The sequence below is a fragment of the Sanguibacter suarezii NBRC 16159 genome (assembly GCF_001552735.1).
In the GTDB taxonomy this organism is placed as follows: domain Bacteria; phylum Actinomycetota; class Actinomycetes; order Actinomycetales; family Cellulomonadaceae; genus Sanguibacter; species Sanguibacter suarezii.
This window is the reverse complement of the sequence record NZ_BCRT01000016.1, coordinates 37,727-57,703: the sequence shown is the minus strand read 5'-3', so window position 1 is coordinate 57,703 and position 19,977 is coordinate 37,727. Positions and strand designations below refer to the sequence as shown.

The following is a 19,977-nucleotide window of genomic DNA, read 5'->3' as shown; positions in this document are numbered from 1 at the left end:
CTACGCCTAGACAGTCCCGCGCAACCGGCCCAGCTGGCCCAGTCGCCCCACCGCCTCGACGAGGGTGGCCTCGCTCTTGACGAAGGTGAACCGTACTCGTGAGGCGAGAACCGCCGCCGTGGGGGAGCCCGGGGCGCAGAAGGCCGACACCGGGATCCCCGCGACGCCCACCAGCTCCGGCAGCCGGCGGCACAGCTCGGTCCCGTCATCGAAGCCCAGCGGCGCGCCGTCGGCCACGACGAAGTACGTGCCCTGCGGCACGACGACGCCGAAGCCTGCGCTCTGCAGGCCCGCGACCAGCAGGTCGCGGCGGGCGGCGAGGCTCGCGGCGAGCGCACGCGGTGCGGCGTCGTCGTCGAGGGCGCGGGCGATCGCGGGCTGGAAGGGCGCGCCGGAGGAGTAGGTGAGGAACTGCTTGACCGTGCGCACGGCGGTGACGAGGTCGGCCGGGCCGTGCACCCAGCCGATCTTCCACCCGGTGAAGGAGAAGGTCTTGCCCGCCGAGGAGATGGTCAGGGTCCGTTCGGCCATGCCCGCCAGGGTGGCGATCGGCACGTGGTCTGCGCCGTAGGTGAGGTGCTCGTAGACCTCGTCGGTGACCACGATCGCTCCGCTGCGCCGGGCAGCGGCGGCGATGGCCTCGAGCTCGGCGCGGGTGAGCACCGTCCCGGTCGGGTTGTGCGGGGTGTTGACGAGGATGAGGCGGGTGCGGTCGGTCACCGCGGCCTCGAGGGCAGCCAGGTCGAGGGCGAAGCGGTGCGGCCCGGCGACGAGTGGGACCGTCACGTGGGTGGCGCCGGCCAGGGCGATGCTGGCGGCGTGGGAGTCGTAGAACGGCTCGAGGGTGATCACCTCGTCGCCGGGCCCGGCCAGGGCGAGGATGGTCGCGGCCAGGGCCTCGGTGGCTCCGGTGGTGATGAGCACCTCGGTGTCTGGGTCGACGTCCAGGCCGTAGTGACGGTGCTGGTGCCGGGCGACGGCCTGGCGCAGCTCGGGGATGCCGGCGCCGGGCGGGTACTGGTTGTGGCCGTCGGTGATCGCGGCGATGGCTGCTGCCTTGATGTCCCCGGGGCCATCGGCGTCGGGGAAGCCCTGGCCGAGGTTGAGAGCGCCGGTCCGGGCAGCGAGGGCGGTCATCTCAGCGAAGATGGTCGAGGCGACCGTCCCGTCAGGGCGCAGCAGCCCCGTCGCGCGAGCAGCGTCCTGCCATCGTCCAGCCAGCCGAGAGGTCACGCGGCGATCCTACTCAGTGGGCGGCGACGGTCAGGCGAGACAGAACTCGTTGCCCTCCGGGTCGGCCATCGTGATCCAGGTCTGCGGACCCTGGGAACCGTTGTGCAGGAAGGTCGCGCCGCGGGCCTCCAGGGCTGCGCGCACCTGCTCCGGGTCGTCGTCGCCGATGCGCAGGTCGAGGTGCATCCGGTTCTTGACCGTCTTGGGCTCGGGGACGAGCTGGAACAGCACCCGTGGGGTACCGGGAGGCCCGGTGGGGTCGGAGATGGCCTGGCCTTCTCGCCACACCAGGACACCGTTGTGGGTCATGGTGTCGGCCTCGGTCGCGAGCCCCTGCGAGACCATCGAGCGGATGAAGTCCTCGTTGCTCGGTTCCACCTGCCAACCCAAGGTCTCGGCCCACCAGTCGGCGAGGGGATGTGGAGCGGCGCAGTCGACGGTGACCTGGAAGGAGTAGCTCATAGTCTGAACGTAGCAACGGGCACCGACACCGACCACAGATGTGGGTGGCTGTGCCTACTGTGGACCCATGAACACAGGCCCCTCTGCGGCGACCGGCGCGGCGCTCCCGGATGACCCCGCGCAGTGGTGCCGTGACGTCTGCCTCGCCCTGCCTGACGCGAGCGTCGACCTGCCCTTCGGCCCGGGCGCGGAGGTGTTCCGGATCCATCGCAAGATGTTCGCCCTGCTCACCCGCAATCCTCGGGTGAGTGAGCATCCGATCGTCAACCTCAAGGCCGACCCGGACGAGCTGGCGCTGCTCATCGCCAACTATGACTGGATCCTGCCCGGCTTCCACATGAACAAGCGTCACTGGGTCACCGTCGAGCTGCGCACCGGTGGGGACGCGGCGTTCGTCGAGGGGCTGGTCGAGGACTCCTATGACAACGTGGTGCTCGGCCTGCCAGCCCGGTTGCGGTCCCCGCTGCGCGGCGCGACGCCGCAGCCGATCGACCGACCGGTGCTCGGCGCACCGTGACATCCGCTGTGACATCCGCCGTGACATCCGCCGTGACACCGCGTCTCTGTGGCATTATGCGCCGTATCAGCCCAGATGAGAGCCCAGACGAGCAGGAGTTCGCAGCATGATCTTTGGTCGCAGACGAGCACCCAGCTCCACCCCCGTCGCCCTCTCCACGGCCGACGCCACCCATCGGGAAGAGGACCTCTCGCCGCAGGTGAAGGACTTCGCCCTGTTCGCTCTCGCGCACGGTGTCGACTGCGTGCCTGACGGCGGGGGGTCGATGCCTCCCTTCGTCATGGTGGAGACAGCTGCTGGCAAGTCGCTGGTCCGCTTCGTCGGCGTGGACGATCCGCTCCCGGCCATGCGCAACCACGTCGCCGCCTCGGGTGGTGTCCGCGCTGCGATGGTGTGGGACGGGTATCTCACCGACGAGGGCGAGCGACGCGACGCGATCTTCGTCGAGGCCTCCGACGCCGGCTGCGGGAGCGTCGTGCTCGCGCACCGCTACGCCCAGTCCGGCACCGGCGCCCAGGTGATCGGTCGACCGATGCTCATCTCCCTGGGCCAGCCGATCCTGTGATCCGCGACAGCGCGGGGTGACCACGGCGCACACCTGCGCTCAGGCGACCTCGACGGTCACCTCGTGCCAGCCGCTCGCGCCGTCGGGGGCCGGGGGAGCCTGCGTGGAGGTCTGGACCTCCTCGGTGGCGTCCGTGGCGCGCACCCGGAGCGTGTGGCGTCCGCTGGAGGCCTCCCACCGGTAGCTCCACTGCCGCCAGGTGTCGGTCGAGGCTTCGTCGGCGAGCGTCGCAGCCACCCAGTCCCCGTCGTCGACCTGCACCTCCACGGCGATGACGCCGGTGTGCTGGGCCCAGGCGACACCGCCGACGGCGATGGTTCCTGCGGTGAGGTCGGCATCCGGGCGGGGGACATCGATGCGCGACGCCGTCTTGATCGGCCCGCGCTCGGTCCACCCGCGCGGGGTCCAGTAGGCGACGTCGTCGGCGAAGGTGGTGACCTTGAGCTCGGTGACCCACTTGGTCGCCGAGACGTAGCCGTAGAGGCCGGGCACGACCATGCGGACGGGGAAGCCGTGCTTCAGTGGCAGCGGCTCGTCGTTCATCGCGACCGCGAGCAGCGCGTCGCGGTCGTCGGTGAGCACCTCCAGCGGCGTGGAGGCGGTGAAGCCGTCGACGCTGCGTGAGAGGACCATGTCCGCGCCGGGCAGAGGCTTGGCCCGGGCCAGCAGCTCGCGGATCGGCAGCCCGAGCCACTTCGCGTTGCCGACGAGCTCCCCGCCCACGGTGTTGGACACGCAGGCGAGGGTCACCCAGGCCTCGACGAGGTCCGCGGCGAGCAGCTCGTCGAAGGTGATCTCGACCTCCTCCTCGACCATCCCGTAGACGCGCAGCGACCAGGTGTCCGGGTTGACCTGAGGGATGAGCAGCGCGGTGTCGATCCGGTAGAACTCGTTCGTCGGCGTGACGAAGGGGGTGACGCCCGGGGCCGCAGACTGGACGCCCGCGGGCAGGGCGGGTGCCGGCCGTGCCGCAGCCGGGAGCCGCAGGGCCGAGCGCGCCGTCTCGGCGATGCGCCGTGAGGCGCCGAGCAGCTGCCCGCCGACGGCGGCGACCGCCGCGAGGGAGGTGGTGAGAGCGGCATAGCGCAGGAAGGTGCGTCGGTCGCTGCCGTACTGGGCCGGCTCGGTCGTGGCGGTCGAGCCACGGAGCGGCAGGCGCGCTACGAGAGCGCGCAGGGTGAGCATCCCGGCGACGGCGCCGACCAGCGTCGGGAGGGCGTCGCCCGTCCCGGCGCCCTCGCGGGTGAGCACCGCTGCGAGCCCGACGGCGCCCACGGCGGCGACGAGGCCGAGCGCCACCCGCAGGTGGCGGGCCGCAACGAGGCCGATCAGCGCACCGAGGAGGAGGAAGGCGATCGCCATCCCGGCGAAGAGCGCGACCTTGTCGTTCGTGCCGAAGGCCGCGATGGCAGCGTCCTTGAGCCATGCGGGGGTGGCGTCGACGAAGGCACCGCCGACGGCGACCGCCGGGTTGGACGACGGACCGAAGAGCACCGCGACCAACGAGGCCACGGCGAGGGTGACGGCGCAGGCCAGGACCCCGGACACCGCCGCCCACCGATCGTCGGGACGAGCCGGGGAGGGGTGGACGCTCGGAGCGGAGGCGGTGGGCGGGGAGTCTCCGACGGGCGTCATCGGGCCAGTATCCATGGTGGCGCTGGGAGTTCCGCCGGTGAACGGCGGGGTCGTGTCAGGTCACGGGATGCACGCTGCGGTCCCCGACGTGGTGAGCGGGCCGCGGGCGTTGTCCACAGGCCCCCTGCAGGATCGCTGAACCTCCCTTAGTCTCATTCAGGACATAGCGGTGTCGAGGGGACTGGTCGGTCGAATCTCCTCGGCGCCACGGCAGACCCGAGGGGGAACTGGGGGAACTGTGGACGGCATCGCCATCCTCGAGTCCGAGGTGCGGGAGCTCGTACGCCGCCGCGGGCTCGATCCTGCGCGGGACTCCGCCGGGGTGCGTGACCTCGTCGCGGAGGTGATCGCCGACTACGACCTCCGCTCCACCACCGGCGCGGTCCCGGCCATCGTCGACGTCGCCCGCGCGGCCAAGAGCGTGCTCGACGCCGTGGCCGGGCTGGGTCCGCTGCAGAAGTACCTCGACGACCCGGACGTGGAAGAGATCTGGATCAACGGGCCCACCCAGGTCTTCGTCTCCCGCTTCGGCCGCCCCGAGCTGACCACGACCATCCTCACCGACGACCAGGTCCTCTACCTCGTCGAGCAGATGCTCAAGTCCTCCGGCCGGCGCCTGGACCTGTCCAGCCCCTTCGTCGACGCAGCGCTGCCTGGCGGGGAACGCCTGCACGTCGTGATCCCGGATGTCACCCGTCACCACGCCGCAGTCAACATCCGCAAGTTCGTCATGCGCGCCTCCTCCCTCGGCGACCTCGTGGCAGCCCGGTCGCTCACCTCACCCGCCGCCGGCCTGCTCGACGCGTGCGTGCGCGCCGGGCTCAACGTCCTGGTCTCCGGTGCCACGCACAGCGGCAAGACGACGATGCTCAACGCCCTGGCCGGGTCTATCCCGGCTCACCAGCGCATCATCACCGCCGAGGAGGTCTTCGAGCTCAACCTGGCCAACCGGGACGTCGTCGCGCTGCAGTGCCGTCAGCCCAGCCTGGAGGGGACCGGGGAGGTCGCGCTGCGCCGCCTCGTCAAGGAGGCGCTGCGGATGCGTCCCGACCGGATCGTCGTGGGGGAGGTGCGCGAGGCCGAGAGTCTCGACCTGCTCATCGCTCTCAACTCTGGTGTTCCAGGGATGGCAAGCATCCACGCCAACTCGGCCCGTGACGCCGTCGCGAAGATCTGCACGCTGCCGCTGCTCGCCGGTGAGAATGTGACGGCCCAGTTCGTCATCCCTACCGTCGCCACGGCGATCGACGTCGTGGTGCATCTGGCGATGGACGCGCGCGGGCTGCGCACGGTCCGCGAGATCGTCGCAGTCACCGGCAGGGTCGAGGCCGGGGTGGTGGAGACGGCGAGCATCTACCACTGGGCCGGGCACGAGCTGGTGCGCGGCGACGGCTTCCCGCCACATCTCGAGCGCTTCGAGCAGGCAGGCATCGATCTGGTGTCGATGCTGCGACCGGGGCGCTGAGGGGCAGGGATGGGACTCGTCTGCGGTCTGCTCCTCGGCGCGGGAGTGCTGTGCCTGTGGTTGTCGTGCTGGTCGACCCCGACCCGCGCCGCCCGGCAGCCGGCCCGCTGGTCCCTCCAGCTGAGCGACCTGCTCGTGCACTCCGGCGCCGCCTCCGTCACTCCGCGAGGCTTCCTCGGAGCGAGCGCCGCCGTCGCCGCAGTGGCGCTCGCGGTGGCCTGGGCGCTCACCTCCTCGGGACCGATCGCGGCGGCCTTCGCGGTCATCGCCGGGCTCGGCCCGACGGCGCTGGTCAAGTCCCGCGCCCGACGCCGTCGCACCGAGCTGCGTGAGCTCTGGCCCGAGGTGGTCGACCACCTCGGCTCCGGTGTCCGGGCCGGGTTGTCCCTGCCCGAGGCAGTCGCCCAGATCGGGGAGCGAGGACCGGTCCAGCTGCGCGAACCCTTCCAAGCCTTTGCGCGCGACTACCGGTCGTCGGGGCGCTTCGAGGAGAGCCTGCTGACGCTCAAGGCCCGCCTGGCAGATCCCGCCGCCGACCGTGTCATCGAGGCCTTGCGGATCACCCGAGACGTCGGCGGCACGGATCTCGGGCGGCTGCTGCGCACGCTGTCGGCCTTCCTGCGAGAAGACCTCCGCACCCGCGGTGAGCTCGAGGCGCGCCAGAGCTGGACGGTGGCTGGTGCCCGCATCGCCGCCGCAGGTCCGTGGGTGGTGCTCGCCTTCCTGGCGACGCGGTCCGAGGCGGCCGCCGCCTACAACTCCGCGCTCGGGGTAGCCGTGCTGGTCGGCGGAGCCACGTGCACGGTCGTGGCGTACCAGATCATGCTGCGGATCGGGCGGCTGCCCCAGGACGTCCGGGTGCTGCGATGATCGGGGCCGTGGCCGGCCTGCTGCTGGCCGCCGGGCTGCTCGTCATCGCCGCAGCTGTGCGGGCGCGGCCCATCCGTTTCGACGAACGTCTCGCCCCGTATCTGACCGTGCCCGATCCCACCTCTGGACTGCTCGGCCAGGAGCCGGTGAGCTCCCCCTTCGGCGTCCTGGAACGCCTCGTGGCCCCCTGGCTGCACGACGCCGCACGGTTGGTCGGCCGGCTCGGCTCACCCACCGCGGAGCTTGCGCGGACGCTCGTGCGGGCCGGGCGGCGCGAGACCACCGAGCAGTTCCGGATCACCCAGGTCGCCTGGGGTGCGGTGGGGCTGGCTGGCGGCGTGGCTTTCGCCCTCCTCCTGGCCGCCACCCGGCGCCCGTCGCCGGTGATGCTCCTGGTGCTGGTCCTGGTGACCACGATCTCGATGGTCGTGGTCTGCGACTACCGGCTGAGCCAGCAGGTCCGTCGCCGCGAAGAGCAGATGATGCTCGAGTTCCCGACCATCGCCGAGCTGCTCGCTCTCTCGGTCGGCGCCGGCGAAGGGCCGGTCGGTGCGCTGGAACGGGTGTCTCGGTCGGCGCACGGAGAGCTCACCTCGGAGCTGCGGATCACCCTGGCCGCGGTGCGCTCAGGGGTGCCGCTCACGCGAGCCCTCGAGGCGCTCGCCGACCGCACGGGTGTGGCGACCCTCGCCCGCTTCGCTGAAGGGGTGAGCGTCGCTGTCGAGCGAGGGACGCCGCTCGCCGACGTCCTGCGCTTCCAGGCCCAGGACGTCCGGGAAGCCTCCCGCCGGTCTCTCATGGAGCTGGGCGGGAAGAAGGAGGTCCTCATGCTCGTCCCGGTGGTCTTCCTCATCCTCCCGGTCACCGTCGTCTTTGCCGTCTATCCCAGTCTCATCACCCTGCAGATCGGGGTGTGAGGTCGCTGATCGCCCTGCACGTCATCCTGTCCGCCCCAGCGAAAGGCCCACTCATGACCAGCACGACCTTCGCCCGCCCGTCCGCCATCCGCCGCCGTCTCGCTCGCCGCGTCGTCGCCGTGCTGTCACGAGTCGGTGATCGTGAGCGCGGCGACGTCCCGGGGTGGGTGCTCATCACGCTCATGACAGCCGGCCTCGTGGTCGCGATCTGGGCGGTGGCCGGCCCCGCGCTCACCGAGATGTTCGACTCCGCGCTGAAGAGCGTCAAGGGGCCGTGATCGCGGGCAGGGAGCGGGAGGACCGGGAAGCCGGCTCGGCCGTCGCCGGGTTCCTGCTCGTCTCCCTCCTGGTCACGGTGATGTTCCTGGGCCTGGTGCAGGTGGCCGTCGTCGTGCACGTGCGCTCCATGCTCATCGACTGCGCCGCGGAAGGGGCGCGCCTGGCAGCACGGGCGGATCGTGGGCTGACCGATGGTGAGGACCGGGCGCGGGAACTCATCTCGGCGTCGCTCAGCCCGGCCTACGCCGAGGAAGTGGCAGCTGTCTATGTCTCCGACGGTGACCTGAACCTTGTTCAGGTCCAGGTGAGCGCGCCGGTCCCGGTGATCGGGCTGTGGAGCGCTGGGGGGAGCGTCACGGTGACCGGTCACGCGCTGCGGGAGATGCCGTGATCGGCGTCCGGGCTCGGGTGCGCCGCCTGCAGCGCTGCATCCGGGACCGCCTTCGCGGCGCCGGTGGTCCCGACGACGGGAACGCCCTCGTGGAGTTCCTCGGCGCCGCGGTGATCCTCATGATCCCCACGCTCTACCTCATCCTCACCCTGGGCCGCGTGCAGGCCGCCGCCTTCGCCGTCCAGGGCGCCGCCAAGGACGCCGGCCGAGCCCTCTCCGTCTCGGACTCGGTGGACGACGGCCTCGCCCGCGCGCGGTCGGCCGTGGGCGTCGCCCTGGCAGACCAAGGCTTCGACGAGACCGACCCGACGACAGCGCTGACCGTCGCGTGCTCGGCCGGGTGCCTGGACCCCGGGACCGAGATCGCCACGACGGTGCGCATCGATGTCGCCTTCCCCGGCCTGGGCGGCGGCCCGGGATCCTGGTTGCCGCTGTCCATCCCGGTGTCCGCGCACGTGGTGACCGCCGTCGACGAGTACAAGGAGGCACCCCGATGACATGGGCACCGGCAGACTCCGGCCAGACCCACGCCGCTCGCGCCCGCCGCCTTCCGGCTCGCGGTGACGAGAGCGGGCAGATCCTCGTCCTCACCCTGGGACTGACCCTCGTCGTCCTGCTCCTGGTGACGGTGATCGTCTCGATCACCGGGATCCACCTGGAACGCAAGCGGCTCCTCGACCTCGCGGACAACCTCGCGCTCGCAGCCGCCGACGCGCTCACCGAGGAAGCCGTCTACTCAGCCAGCGCCCCGGGCGCCCCACCGGCTCTGGCCGACCCGACCACCGACACCGGCATCGACCTCACCGACGAGGCCGTGGCCCGGGCGGTCGCGGACTATCTGGCGACGCACCCCCGAGCGCTGGACGGGCTGAGCGACGTCGTCGTGGTCTCGGCGGAGTCTCCGGACGGGCGATCGGCGCGCGTGGTCCTCACCTCCCTCGCCCAGCCGGCGCTCATCAGCCCGGTGACCAGCCTGTTCTCCGACGGGGTGACACTGACCGCGCAGGCGACAGCACGGGTCTGGTGACGGCGACCGGTCCCCCCAAAATGCTGAGCCGCTCGTCCTCTGATCGTATGGAGGGTCGGCGACGACCTCGCCGACACGTCAACTGCTCCCACACCTCAAGGAGACCTCATGAGCACCGCTCTGTTCGTCGTCAGCGCCGCGGACCACTGGACCCTCGCCGACGGGTCCACCCATCCGACCGGGTACTGGGCCGAGGAGCTGGCCGAGCCGCACCGCCTCTTCAGCGAGGCAGGCTGGGACATCACCATCGCCACCCCGGGCGGCGTGGCGCCCACGGTCGACGCGGCCAGCCTCACCCCGGACAGCGCCGGCGGCGAGGACCGTGCGGCTCAGCTCTCCGCATACCTGGACTCCATCTCCGACCAGCTCAAGAGCCCGGTCAGCCCGGACGGCCTGGACCCCACGGCCTTCGACGTCGTGTTCTACCCCGGCGGCCACGGACCGATGGAAGACCTCGCGGTCGACGAGACCTCCGGCCGGCTGCTCACCCGCGCCCTGGACTCCGGGATGCCGCTCGGGGTGGTCTGCCACGCCCCGGCCGCCATGCTCGCCGCCCGCCGCGACGACGGCTCCTGGCCCTTCGCCGGCTACCGCATGACCGGCTTCACCGACGCCGAGGAGCGCATCGGCGGACTGGCCGACAAGGCGTCGTGGCTGGTGCAGTCGCGCCTGGTCGAGGAGGGCGCGGACTTCGTCGAGGCAGAGCCCTTCACCGAGCACATCGAGACCGACCGCAACCTCTACACCGGTCAGAACCCGGCGTCGTCGGCCCCGCTGGCGCAGGCGCTGATCGCCGCGCAGGCAGCGTCCTGACCCACCTGAACCAGCAGCACGACGCGGGACGAGGCCCCCGCACCAGTCGGCCGGGCACCCACGCGGCGCCCCACCGCGCCCTCACCGCAGGTGCCCGGCCGACCTCGACGCCACGCCTGCGCGCCGCGTCGCGTAACCTAGACAACCGTGGCTACTACCGACTTTGCATCTGCGATCAGCGCCCTGCGCGGAACCCTGGCGACCATCACCGCCGTGACGGACCCCGAGGCGCTGAAGATCCGCATCTCCGAGCTCTCGGAGCAGGCCTCCGCCCCTGACCTGTGGGACGACCCTGACGCGGCTCAGAAGGTGACGACCGCCCTGTCTCAGGCGCAGTCCGAGCTCGACCGGATCACGAACATGGAAGCCCGCATCGACGACCTCGAGACCCTCGTGGAGATGGCGACCGAGGGCGACGGGGCCGACGACGCCGACACGATCGCCGAGGCCGAGAAGGACCTCGCTGCGATCCGCACCGACCTGGGCAACCTCGAGGTCCGCACGCTGCTGTCGGGGGAGTGGGACGCCCGCGAGGCCGTCGTCTCCATCCGCGCCGGCGCCGGCGGCGTCGACGCCGCCGACTTCGCCGAGATGCTCATGCGCATGTACCTGCGCTGGGCCGAGCGTCACGGCTACCCCACGGCCGTCCTGGACACCTCCTACGCCGAGGAGGCCGGCCTGAAGTCCGCGACCTTCGAGGTCAAGGCGCCCTACGCCTTCGGCAACCTGTCCGTGGAGGCCGGCACGCACCGCCTCGTGCGCATCTCGCCCTTCGACAACCAGGGCCGCCGCCAGACGTCCTTCGCCGCCGTCGAGGTCATCCCGCTCATCGAGCAGACCGACCACATCGACATCCCTGACAACGAGATCCGCGTCGATGTCTTCCGCTCCTCCGGCCCCGGTGGTCAGTCCGTCAACACGACCGACTCCGCCGTGCGCCTCACGCACATCCCCACCGGGATCGTGGTGTCCATGCAGAACGAGAAGTCCCAGATCCAGAACCGCGCCGCCGCCATGCGCGTGCTCCAGTCCCGCCTGCTCCTGGAGCGCCAGGCGCAGGAGAAGGCGATGAAGAAGGAGATGGCCGGGGACGTCAAGGCGAGCTGGGGCGACCAGATGCGCTCCTACGTGCTGCAGCCGTACCAGATGGTCAAGGACCTGCGCACCGAGCACGAGGTGGGCAACACCAGCGCCGTCTTCGACGGCGAGATCGACGACTTCATCGAGGCCGGCATCCGCTGGCGCCGGTCCAAGACCAACGACTGAGGTCCCCGCCCGAGGACCGACCTGCCCGACGACGGCCCGGTGGAGCATCACGCTCCACCGGGCCGTCCGGCGTCCGGGGCGCACCGGGACCGGGTGCGGTGTGGCGTAGCGCACACCACCTGATCGTGGCCTGGCCAGGGAAAGTGCCGATGAGATGACCGGGTGACGGTGCTGCGGCGTGTCCGTGCCCTGATCGTGAGCCGCCGTGATTACCCTCGAATCGACCAGCGGCAACTGTCGCGTCCCCCCCGAACCGAAACTGGTCATCAGCTGTGATTCGTCTAGAAAACGTCAGCAAGGTCTATGCGCGCGGCGCACGTCCTGCGCTCGACGACGTCTCCCTCGAGGTCGAGCGCGGCGAGTTCGTGTTCCTCGTGGGTGCCTCCGGGTCGGGGAAGTCGACGTTCCTGCGCCTGGTCCTGCGTGAGGAGCGCGCCACCTCGGGGAACGTCTACGTGGCCGGGCGCAACCTGCAGACGCTGTCCAACTGGAAGGTGCCCACGCTGCGCCGCCAGATCGGGGCGGTGTTCCAGGACTTCCGCCTGCTGCCGACCAAGACCGTCTTCGAGAACGTGGCGTTCGCGCTGCAGGTGATCGGCAAGCCGCGCCACCACATCATGACGACCGTGCCCGAGACCCTGGACATGGTGGGGCTGGCCGGCAAGGAGAAGCGCCGCCCGCACGAGCTCTCCGGTGGTGAGCAGCAGCGCGTGGCCATCGCCCGCGCCTTCGTCAACCGCCCCTCCATCCTGCTGTGCGACGAGCCGACCGGAAACCTCGACCCGACCACGTCGCTGGGCATCATGCGGCTGCTGGACCGGATCAACCGGACCGGCACCACCGTGGTCATGGCCACCCACGACGACGAGATCGTCGACCAGATGCGCAAACGCGTCATCGAACTGTCCACCGGCGAGCTGGTCCGTGACCAGTCTCGTGGCGTCTACGGCTCAGCCCGCTAAGGGGACTACACGTGCGTTTCCAGTTCATCCTGTCCGAGATCGGCATCGGTCTGCGGCGCAACCTGTCGATGACCGTCTCGGTCATCCTCGTCACCTTCGTCTCGCTGACCTTCGTCGGCGCCGCGGTGCTCACCCAGATGCAGATCAGCAAGCTCAAGGGGGAGTGGTACGACAAGGTCGAGATCTCCGTCTTCCTCTGCCCGCAGGGCTCCACGAAGCCCACCTGCGCGGCCGGCGAGGCCACCGGGGAGCAGATCGACGCGATCGAAGGACTGCTCGCCCAGCCCGACGTGGCCAGCGAGATCCAGAGCGTGGACTTCGAGACCAAGGACGAGGCCTGGGTGCTCTTCTCCCAGGACTACAGCGACCGCTGGTGGTTCGACGCGCTGACCGTGGACGACATGAGCGCCTCCTTCCGGATCAAGCTCACCGACCCTGAGCAGTACCAGGTCATCAACGACGTGCTCAACGGCCGACCTGGGGTCGAGGAGGTGCGGGACCAACGACAGGTCTTCGAGCCGCTGTTCCTCGTGCTCAACCGGGCGACCCTGCTCTCGGTCGGGCTGGCTGGGGTGATGCTGCTCGCAGCCGTCCTGCTCATCACCACGACCATCCGGCTCTCGGCGCTGAGCCGCAAACGCGAGACCGGCATCATGCGCCTGGTCGGCGCGTCGAACTTCTTCATCCAGCTGCCCTTCATGCTCGAGGGCGCGATCGCGGCGACCGTGGGCGCCCTGCTGTCCATGGGCGGGCTGTGGCTAGGGGTCAAGGTCCTCATCGAGGACTGGCTCGGCCAGTCCGTGCAGTGGATCCCGTACATCACCACGAGCGACGTCTGGATCATCGCCCCGATCCTGGTGGGCGTGGCCTTCCTGCTGGCGGCGATCTCCTCGATCGTCACCCTGAGCCGCTACACGAAGGTGTGACATGCCCCGCATGAGATCCCGGTTGACCGCCCTGCTCGCTGCGCTGCTGAGCGTCATCGTCCTGGCAGGGCTGAGCATCACCGCCGCCAGCGCTGACGACCTCGACGACCGCCTCGCCGAGGCCAAGCGCAAGCAGGAGGCCGCAGCGTCCGCGCTGGGCCAGGTCACCGAGGACCTGCACGAGACCGACGCCCAGCTGGCGCAGGCGTACATCGACCTGCAGACCATCGAGAACGAGCTGCCGGTCGCCGAGGCCGCGCTCGCTCAGGCGACCGCAGTCTTGGAGACGGCGCAGCGCGAGGCCGACGCCCTGGCCCTGCGTCTGTCCGACGCCGAGGCCGAGGAGACCGCGCTCACCACCGAGATCGAGTCCAACACCGAGGCGGCCGACGCCGCCCGCAACGGCGTCGCCGAGATGGCCCGCCAGGCATCCCGCGGCGACATGGGGATGTCCAGCCTCGAGCTGGTCGTCGGGGCGACGAGCACCGACGACTTCATCAACCAATACAACATGTCCACCATCGCGATGCGGACCCAGACCTCCTCCCTGGAGTCCTTGCGCCAGACCGCCGCGGTGACGACGAACAACGAGGTCCGCCTCGCCGCGGTCAAGGTGGCGATCGCCGACCTCAAGACCGAGGCTGACGCAAAGGTCGTCGAGGCCGACGCCGCACAGACCGCCGCCTCCACCGCCAAGGCCGAGGTCGAGCGGCTCATCGCCGAGCAGGCGGTCAAGAAGCAGACGATCGAGGACCGCAAGGCCGCCGAAGAAGCGCGGATGAACGAGCTCGCCGGCCAGAACCAGTCCCTGAGCTCGGAGATCCAGGACATCATCGGCCTCCAGGAGGTCGAGCGAGCACGGATCGCCGCGGAGAAGGCGGCAGCGGAGAAGGCCGCAGCCGACAAGGCCGCCGCCGACGCCGCAGCCAGACCGGGCAAGCCCAGCACCGGCGGGGGCGGCGGGGGCAGCACCACCCCGGTGGTCCCGTCTGGTCCTGCGGCCGGAAAGGGGTTCTTCTCCTACCCGACCGCCGTCCCGCACATCACCTCCAGCTACGGCATGCGGCTGCACCCTGTGCTCAACTACTACCGCCTGCACGCAGGCACCGACTTCCGCGCCTACTGCGGCACGGCCATCTACGCCGGCGCGTCCGGCACGGTGCAGTGGGCACGGTGGCGCGACGGCTTCGGCAACCAGGTGCTCCTCAACCACGGGACCGTCAACGGCTCCAACCTCATGAGCAGCTACAACCACCTCACGAGCTTCGCGGTCTCCGCCGGCCAGTCGGTCTCCAAGGGCGACCTGGTCGGGTACTCCGGCAACACCGGACTGGGCACGGCCTGCCACCTGCACTTCGAGGTGTACGTCAACGGGTCGACCGTCGACCCCATGACCATGCTCTAGGCAGCTCGCCCGGGAGAAAATGGCTCGATCGGCGGGCAGCGGTGAACTACCCTGGATGTGCCCGTGGCAGACGTGCAGGACCGGAGGAGGTGTGATGGCCAAGGCGAAGATGTACATGGTGCCGGACGGCTCACCCCAGCGGTCCAAGAAGGCGCCCGCTGGCAGCGGGCCGGTGCGCTCGCTCATCGCGAGCAACAAGAAGGCTCGCCACGACTACGCGATCGAGGACGTCCTGGAGGCGGGCCTGGTGCTCTCGGGCACCGAGGTCAAGGCGCTGCGCGCCGGGCGTGCGTCGCTGGTCGACGGCTTCTGCTCCATCGAGGGTGGTGAGGCATGGCTCGAAGGTGCACACATCTCCGAGTACGCCCACGGCACGTGGACCAACCATGCCCCGCGGCGCAAGCGCAAGCTGCTGCTGCACCGCGAGGAGATCGAGCGGCTCGAGCAGAAGACCCGGGAGAAGGGCTTCACGATCGTCCCGCTGCAGATGTACTTCCTCGACGGCCGTGCGAAGGTCGAGATCGCGGTCGCACGCGGCAAGAAGGAGTACGACAAGCGCCAGACCCTGCGCGAGCAGCAGGACAACCGCGAGGCGCACCGCGCGATCCGCCAGCGCGAGATCCGCTGACCCGTCGCGCTGTGCGAGAAATAACAGTGCGGGTCTGTGCGTTGATCCAGTAGAGTGGAGTTGCTCGACCGGGTGGTCCTCGGACCGCACGCCGAGCGATTGATAACTGCACAGGGGGTGATCGGTTTCGACGGTGGTCGTGTTTCGAGGAGAAGCGGGCCGAGGATGCAGACTTATCTCGTAAACGATGTCTGCAAAACAATAGGTGCCGATTCCAAGCGCACCGACTTCGCACTCGCCGCTTGAGCGAGTTCTGAAGTCCGTTAGCCCAGGGTAGCTTCCGCCCTGGTTCCTAGCGTCATCTAGGGAGCCACTGCTTGTGACGTTCGTTGTTGGCGTCACAGGGACTTTTAGACAACTGGGCCTGTCAGCTACTTGTCCGTGAGAGTGCTGGGGCCGAGAAAATCCGTAGCGGACTGCGCCCGGAGAAGTCCTCGATTTGCGTCATCGGACCGGGGTTCGATTCCCCGCACCTCCACCAGATCACCTGTGACAGTCACGAATGGCCGCCCTCTCTCGAGGGCGGCCATTCGTCGTTCCGGGCCCGGGCAGCACCGCCCACGCGGGAGCTAGGGGACCGGTGTCTCGGTCAGCGGGTTCGCGGTCAGCGGGTTGGTGACCGGCGCCGCCAGCATGCCGGCGAGGGCATCGGAGAGGAAGGCGCCGACGTCGTGCCAGCGTGGGTCGGTGCCGTCCCGCTCGGCGCGAGCCTCCACCTCGGCGCAGGCGTTCGTGACCACCTGTGCCATGAGGGTCGCGCGCCCTGTGACCACGCCCGCGTGCAGGTGGCCCAGGCGAGCGACGATGGACCGGGTGATGAGCACCGCGGTCTGGGCGGTCTTCTCCGCCGACCGCCACAGCGGGAAGGCGGCGGGGTCGTTCATGGCCTGCCGGATGAACCGAGCGCGGTGGCTCGGTCGTGGAAGGTCGGCGAGTGCGTTCGTGGCCGGGACCACGAGGGCCCGGATGTCGCCCAGCAGGGAGTCGGACTGCTCGAAGATCGCCCGGCGTGACTCTTCGACGGCGCCCAGATGCCGGGAGATGAGGGCCTCGAGCAGCCCGTGCCGCCCGCCGAAGTAGTAGCCGACCGCGGAGTGGTTGGAGTTGCCCGCAGCCTCGGCGATGCGGCGGTCGGAGACGGTGGCGATGCCCTCGGCGGCGAAGAGGCGCTCGGCGGCGTCCAGGAGTGCGGTCCGTGCGGCAGAGGGCCTGCTCATCGTTCGGTTCCTTCGGTGTTACCGCGGTGCGTCCGCGCCCAGTGTGACCAGCATCCAAGATACCTGCCTTGCCAAACCTAAGTCACGTGACTTAAGTTCGTGACGGCAGGTCCCGCTCCGCGACGTCGGATGGCTGGGTGGCCACAGGCTGGCGCCGCACCCGGCCCCCGCACTCCGACCTCAGGAGAACCCCATGGATTCCCCCACCTCTCTCGAACCGACCGCCGAGAGCCTCGCTCCTGCCCCCGCAGGACGCCCGCCCGAGGACCGGAAGATGCGCACGATCCGTTATGTCTTCCTGTTCATCATGCCGTTCGTCATGGTCTCGATGATGTTCGCCTCCTATGTCGGCACGATGCACAACCCGCACCCCAGGAACATGCCGGTCGCCGTCGTCGGGACGGGGGCTGCGGCGCAGTCGGCTGTCGACGCCCTCGAGGCGACTGGTGGCGCCGTCGACGCGCGGCTCGTCCCTACCGAGGGCGAGGCGCGTGACCTCCTCGCAGCGCGCGACGTCGCCGGAGCGATCATGGTCCCGGCCGACGGCCTGGGCGAGGCGACCGTCTTGGTCGCCATGGCTGCCGGTCCCTCCCAGTCCTCGACGGTCCAGCAGATCCTCGTCCCGGTGGCGATGGAGAACTCCTGGACTGTCACCACGGTGGACATCGCGCCCCTGCCCGCCGGGGACTCCTCCGGCACGGCGGTGCTGTTCGCGGCGATGGGCATGATGCTCGCCGGCTACGTCCCGTTGAGCCTCATGCTCATGGCGCTGCCGCACCTCCTCGCTGTCCGCCGGTTCCTGCCGATCCTCGCCGGGTGGGCCGCGGTGACCAGCTCGATCATCTGGCTCATCCTCGGCCCGATCGTCGGCGCCGTCGACGGCCACTACCTCCAGCTCCTCGGCGTCGGCATGCTCGCCGTGATGGGCGTGGGCATCACCCAGCTGCTCTTCACGAAGTTCATGGGCCCCATGGCCGTGCTGCTCGGGATGGCCTTATGGGTCGTGCTGGGGATGCCGTCCTCGAACCTCGCGCTGTCCGTCGACGTCATGCCTGGTTTCTTCTCCTTCCTGCACGGCGTGCTGCCGCTGCCGGCGGCGGGCGAGGCACTGCGGTCGATCCTCTACTTCGACGGTCAGGGGGTTGGTCGGTACCTGCTCACCCTTGCCCTGTGGGTCGTCGTCTCCCTCGCGCTCTGCCTGGTCAAGGAGCGCACGAGCGGTCAGTCCCTTCCTGGCGTGCCCGCCGAGATCGACGCGAGCACGCCTCTGCCTGCCCTTGCTGGCGGCCCGCTGCGCTCCATGCGTGTCCGGTACCTGGCCGCGGCCGCCTTCCCGATGAGCATCCTCGTCCTGGTGGTCGGGGTCATGAGCTTCTCCATGCACAAGCCGACGGTGAGCGACCTGCCGGTCGCCGTGGTCGGTTCCACGATCGAGCAGGCGGAGGAGACCGCCGCGGGGCTCGAGGAGGCCATGGGGACCATGCTCGACGTCCAACCGATGACGTCGGTCGAGGACGCCACCGCGGCCATCCGTGACTGGAGCGTCGTCGCGGCCTTCGTCCTTCCGCAGACCGCCGACGGCGACGCCGTGCTCTACACCTCCTCGGCAGCCGGACCCAGCCAGCAGAGCGTGGCGAGCGCGGTCTTCCAGCAGGTCGCTGCTGGTCAGCAGCTGACGCTGGTGGAGACGGACGTGGTGCCGCTCACCGACAGTGACACCATGGGCAGCAACTCCATGTACGTCGGGATGGCGTGGATCATGGCCGGCTTCCTCATGATGTCGGTCTTGCGCGGTGGGGCTCCTGAGCTCAAACGACTTCGTCAGTTCCTGCCGCTGCTCGCAGGCTGGGCCGTCGGGATGTCCGTGTGGCTGTGGTTCCTCTTCGACGTCATCATCGGCGCTGTGACCGGTCATGCCTGGGAGATGATCGGCTTCGGCGCCGTGACGATCTTCGCCGTGTCCCTGTTCGCCGGGCTGTTCACCCGAACCCTGGGGCTCGCGGGGATCATCCCTGCCATGGGCGTCCTCATGATGGCCGGTGTCCCGTCCTCGGGAGGTGGGCTGTCGCTGTACATGGTGCCGGAGATCTTCCGGCAGCTGAACGCGTACCTGCCCATGCCTGCGGCGATCGAGGCGGTGCGGTCCTTCGTGTACTTCGACGGCGCCGGTGTGGGTCAGAACCTCCTGGTCATCGTCATCTGGGGTGTCAGTGCGCTGCTGCTCCACCTCGTCGTCGACCGGGGCGTGGCCCGTCGCGACGCGTCGCTGGCAGCGAAGGCCGAAGCGGCGGCGCGGGCCGAGCGCGACCTCGGTGCCTCGCTCCCGGACGACGACGACGACGCCGCCGCCGGCGCCGACGCTGACCGCCTGCAGGGGGCTGGGGTGCGCTGACGCTCGGAGAGTGTGACGCAGAAAACACCTCGGGCGGGACGAATCTGGGACGTTGTACTACTCAGACCGTTCGCATGAGGTTAGCCTTGCCTATGTGAGCCCACTCTCATCCGAGCCGGTCGTTGCAGCCGAGCCGCCCGCACTCTCCGGCGCTGGCCTGTGCCTGGCCTACGACAAGACGACCGTCGTGCACGGGGCGTCGCTGACCCTCGTGCGCGGCCAGGTGACCGCACTCATCGGCCCGAACGGCAGCGGGAAGTCGACGCTGCTCCGCTCCCTGGCCAGGCTGCACCGGCCCACCTCGGGCGCGGTCAGCCTCCCCGGGGCCGAGGACGCGCTCACCCTGCGCCCCAAGGACTTCGCCCGCCGGGTGACCCTGCTCTCGCAGAGCCGCCCCACGCCGGACGGCGTGACCGTGCGGGACATCGTCGGCTACGGCCGTCACCCCTACCGCGGGCGCTACCGCCACGGTGACGCCGACGGACCGCGTGCCGTCGCGCACGCCATGGAGGTGACGGGGGTCAGCGAGATGGCTGACCGCGGCGTCGACGAGCTGTCCGGTGGCGAGCTGCAGCGGGTCTGGCTCGCCACGTGCCTGGCGCAGGACACCGCGGTGCTCCTGCTCGACGAGCCCACGACCTACCTCGACCTGCGCTACCAGGTCGAGATCCTCGACCTCATGCGTGACCTCGCCGACGACCACGGCGTGGCCGTGGGCGTGGTGCTGCACGACCTCAACCAGGCCGCGGCCGTCGCCGACCAGGTCGTCCTGCTGCGCAAGGGCGTGGTCCAGGCCAGCGGCACCGCCGCCCAGGTGATGAGGCCAGACCTCCTCAGCGAGACCTACGGGCTGCGCATCGAGGTCTCCCTCGACCCGGTCACCGGACTCGTGCGGACCGAGCCGGTCGGGCGGCACACCGCCCGGCACGCTCGACCGCACGCCTCGGGTCATGAGGCCCGGGTCGACATCCCGGCGTGACTGTCCGCGGTCGCTGACCGCCCCACAC

General features: G+C 70.1%; 21 protein-coding genes and 1 other RNA gene. 18 read left to right on the top strand and 4 right to left on the bottom strand.

Translation table 11 applies throughout. The features are described from left to right. Nucleotides 1-6: 6 nt before the first annotated feature. Both SS2_RS10940 and SS2_RS10935 read right to left on the bottom strand, forming a co-directional pair. Nucleotides 7-1,233: a pyridoxal phosphate-dependent aminotransferase gene (locus SS2_RS10940; RefSeq protein ID WP_066463975.1), complete on the bottom strand. Its 1,227-nt coding sequence runs from the start codon at nt 1,231-1,233 to the stop codon at nt 7-9. A gap of 30 nt (nt 1,234-1,263) precedes the next feature. Then, nucleotides 1,264-1,695 (bottom strand): VOC family protein, encoded by a 432-nt coding sequence (locus SS2_RS10935; protein WP_066463973.1) that lies wholly within the window; start codon nt 1,693-1,695, stop codon nt 1,264-1,266. A 67-nt stretch (nt 1,696-1,762) separates the two neighbouring features. Here SS2_RS10935 and SS2_RS10930 point away from each other — a divergent pair, with 67 nt between their 5' ends. Together SS2_RS10930 and SS2_RS10925 are read left to right on the top strand one after the other, a co-directional pair. Beyond that, nucleotides 1,763-2,212, top strand: a complete 450-nt coding sequence (locus SS2_RS10930) for an MmcQ/YjbR family DNA-binding protein (protein WP_066463971.1) — start codon at nt 1,763-1,765, stop codon at nt 2,210-2,212. Between the two features lie 106 nt (nt 2,213-2,318). Next, nucleotides 2,319-2,777, top strand: a complete 459-nt coding sequence (locus SS2_RS10925; protein ID WP_066463970.1) for a hypothetical protein — start codon at nt 2,319-2,321, stop codon at nt 2,775-2,777. A gap of 39 nt (nt 2,778-2,816) precedes the next feature. On the opposite strand, the gene SS2_RS10920 is transcribed toward SS2_RS10925, so the two are convergent. After that, nucleotides 2,817-4,412, bottom strand: a complete 1,596-nt coding sequence (locus SS2_RS10920; RefSeq protein WP_083942137.1) for a molybdopterin-dependent oxidoreductase — start codon at nt 4,410-4,412, stop codon at nt 2,817-2,819. Nucleotides 4,413-4,650: 238 nt separating this feature from the next. On the opposite strand from SS2_RS10920, the gene SS2_RS10915 reads away from it, so the two are divergent. The 14 genes from SS2_RS10915 to ssrA all read left to right on the top strand — a co-directional run bounded on the left by SS2_RS10915 (nt 4,651) and on the right by ssrA (nt 15,842). Further along, nucleotides 4,651-5,877, top strand: coding sequence for a TadA family conjugal transfer-associated ATPase (locus SS2_RS10915; RefSeq protein WP_066463969.1), 1,227 nt, complete (start codon nt 4,651-4,653; stop codon nt 5,875-5,877). A 9-nt stretch (nt 5,878-5,886) separates the two neighbouring features. Beyond that, nucleotides 5,887-6,747, top strand: coding sequence for a type II secretion system F family protein (locus SS2_RS10910; protein WP_066463967.1), 861 nt, complete (start codon nt 5,887-5,889; stop codon nt 6,745-6,747). Beyond that, nucleotides 6,744-7,664 (top strand): type II secretion system F family protein, encoded by a 921-nt coding sequence (locus SS2_RS10905; RefSeq protein ID WP_066463966.1) that lies wholly within the window; start codon nt 6,744-6,746, stop codon nt 7,662-7,664. The genes SS2_RS10910 and SS2_RS10905 overlap by 4 nt, the downstream gene beginning before the upstream one ends. Before the next feature lie 53 nt (nt 7,665-7,717). Continuing rightward, entirely contained in the window at nt 7,718-7,942 is a 225-nt protein-coding gene (locus SS2_RS10900) for a hypothetical protein (RefSeq protein ID WP_066464430.1), read from the top strand. Then, on the top strand, nt 7,939-8,334 hold the full coding sequence (locus tag SS2_RS10895; RefSeq protein WP_245643526.1) for a TadE/TadG family type IV pilus assembly protein: 396 nt from the start codon (nt 7,939-7,941) through the stop codon (nt 8,332-8,334). The genes SS2_RS10900 and SS2_RS10895 overlap by 4 nt, the downstream gene beginning before the upstream one ends. Then, on the top strand, nt 8,331-8,831 hold the full coding sequence (locus tag SS2_RS10890) for a pilus assembly protein (RefSeq protein ID WP_245643525.1): 501 nt from the start codon (nt 8,331-8,333) through the stop codon (nt 8,829-8,831). The genes SS2_RS10895 and SS2_RS10890 overlap by 4 nt, the downstream gene beginning before the upstream one ends. Next, nucleotides 8,828-9,361: a pilus assembly protein TadG-related protein gene (locus tag SS2_RS10885; RefSeq protein ID WP_066463963.1), complete on the top strand. Its 534-nt coding sequence runs from the start codon at nt 8,828-8,830 to the stop codon at nt 9,359-9,361. The genes SS2_RS10890 and SS2_RS10885 overlap by 4 nt, the downstream gene beginning before the upstream one ends. Nucleotides 9,362-9,469: 108 nt before the next feature. Next, complete coding sequence (locus SS2_RS10880; protein ID WP_066463962.1) at nt 9,470-10,174, top strand: type 1 glutamine amidotransferase domain-containing protein; 705 nt, start codon at nt 9,470-9,472, stop codon at nt 10,172-10,174. 147 nt (nt 10,175-10,321) lie between these two features. Further along, nucleotides 10,322-11,440, top strand: coding sequence for a peptide chain release factor 2 (gene prfB / locus SS2_RS10875; protein WP_066463961.1), 1,119 nt, complete (start codon nt 10,322-10,324; stop codon nt 11,438-11,440). Between the two features lie 272 nt (nt 11,441-11,712). Next, on the top strand, nt 11,713-12,402 hold the full coding sequence (gene ftsE, locus SS2_RS10870; protein WP_066463959.1) for a cell division ATP-binding protein FtsE: 690 nt from the start codon (nt 11,713-11,715) through the stop codon (nt 12,400-12,402). Between the two features lie 11 nt (nt 12,403-12,413). After that, complete coding sequence (gene ftsX, locus SS2_RS10865; protein ID WP_066463958.1) at nt 12,414-13,328, top strand: permease-like cell division protein FtsX; 915 nt, start codon at nt 12,414-12,416, stop codon at nt 13,326-13,328. Nucleotide 13,329: 1 nt separating this feature from the next. Continuing rightward, nucleotides 13,330-14,733, top strand: coding sequence for a M23 family metallopeptidase (locus SS2_RS10860; protein ID WP_083942136.1), 1,404 nt, complete (start codon nt 13,330-13,332; stop codon nt 14,731-14,733). Between the two features lie 115 nt (nt 14,734-14,848). Beyond that, a complete protein-coding gene (gene smpB / locus SS2_RS10855) occupies nt 14,849-15,361 on the top strand; it encodes an SsrA-binding protein SmpB (RefSeq protein WP_066464429.1) in 513 nt (170 codons plus the stop codon). Nucleotides 15,362-15,474: 113 nt separating this feature from the next. Then, nucleotides 15,475-15,842, top strand: a transfer-messenger RNA (tmRNA) gene (gene ssrA, locus SS2_RS10850). Nucleotides 15,843-15,930: 88 nt separating this feature from the next. On the opposite strand, the gene SS2_RS10845 is transcribed toward ssrA, so the two are convergent. Next, nucleotides 15,931-16,578 (bottom strand): TetR/AcrR family transcriptional regulator, encoded by a 648-nt coding sequence (locus tag SS2_RS10845; protein ID WP_066463956.1) that lies wholly within the window; start codon nt 16,576-16,578, stop codon nt 15,931-15,933. Between the two features lie 193 nt (nt 16,579-16,771). Here SS2_RS10845 and SS2_RS10840 point away from each other — a divergent pair, with 193 nt between their 5' ends. Together SS2_RS10840 and SS2_RS10835 are read left to right on the top strand one after the other, a co-directional pair. Continuing rightward, the gene (locus tag SS2_RS10840; protein ID WP_066463955.1) at nt 16,772-18,970 is read left to right on the top strand and encodes a hypothetical protein; all 2,199 of its coding nucleotides are present in this window, start codon (nt 16,772-16,774) and stop codon (nt 18,968-18,970) included. Nucleotides 18,971-19,064: 94 nt separating this feature from the next. After that, complete coding sequence (locus SS2_RS10835; protein WP_066463954.1) at nt 19,065-19,949, top strand: ABC transporter ATP-binding protein; 885 nt, start codon at nt 19,065-19,067, stop codon at nt 19,947-19,949. Nucleotides 19,950-19,977 lie beyond the last annotated feature (28 nt).

Bases quoted from the DNA above. Each gene is read 5' to 3' on its own strand.
- SS2_RS10935 (WP_066463973.1), bottom strand. From the start codon at position 1,695: ATGAGCTACTCCTTCCAGGTCACCGTCGACTGCGCCGCTCCACATCCC.
- SS2_RS10930 (WP_066463971.1), top strand. From the start codon at position 1,763: ATGAACACAGGCCCCTCTGCGGCGACCGGCGCGGCGCTCCCGGATGAC.
- SS2_RS10925 (WP_066463970.1), top strand. From the start codon at position 2,319: ATGATCTTTGGTCGCAGACGAGCACCCAGCTCCACCCCCGTCGCCCTC.
- SS2_RS10920 (WP_083942137.1), bottom strand. From the start codon at position 4,412: ATGACGCCCGTCGGAGACTCCCCGCCCACCGCCTCCGCTCCGAGCGTC.
- SS2_RS10910 (WP_066463967.1), top strand. From the start codon at position 5,887: ATGGGACTCGTCTGCGGTCTGCTCCTCGGCGCGGGAGTGCTGTGCCTG.
- SS2_RS10905 (WP_066463966.1), top strand. From the start codon at position 6,744: ATGATCGGGGCCGTGGCCGGCCTGCTGCTGGCCGCCGGGCTGCTCGTC.
- SS2_RS10900 (WP_066464430.1), top strand. From the start codon at position 7,718: ATGACCAGCACGACCTTCGCCCGCCCGTCCGCCATCCGCCGCCGTCTC.
- SS2_RS10885 (WP_066463963.1), top strand. From the start codon at position 8,828: ATGACATGGGCACCGGCAGACTCCGGCCAGACCCACGCCGCTCGCGCC.
- SS2_RS10880 (WP_066463962.1), top strand. From the start codon at position 9,470: ATGAGCACCGCTCTGTTCGTCGTCAGCGCCGCGGACCACTGGACCCTC.
- SS2_RS10860 (WP_083942136.1), top strand. From the start codon at position 13,330: ATGCCCCGCATGAGATCCCGGTTGACCGCCCTGCTCGCTGCGCTGCTG.
- smpB (WP_066464429.1), top strand. From the start codon at position 14,849: ATGGTGCCGGACGGCTCACCCCAGCGGTCCAAGAAGGCGCCCGCTGGC.
- SS2_RS10845 (WP_066463956.1), bottom strand. From the start codon at position 16,578: ATGAGCAGGCCCTCTGCCGCACGGACCGCACTCCTGGACGCCGCCGAG.
- SS2_RS10840 (WP_066463955.1), top strand. From the start codon at position 16,772: ATGGATTCCCCCACCTCTCTCGAACCGACCGCCGAGAGCCTCGCTCCT.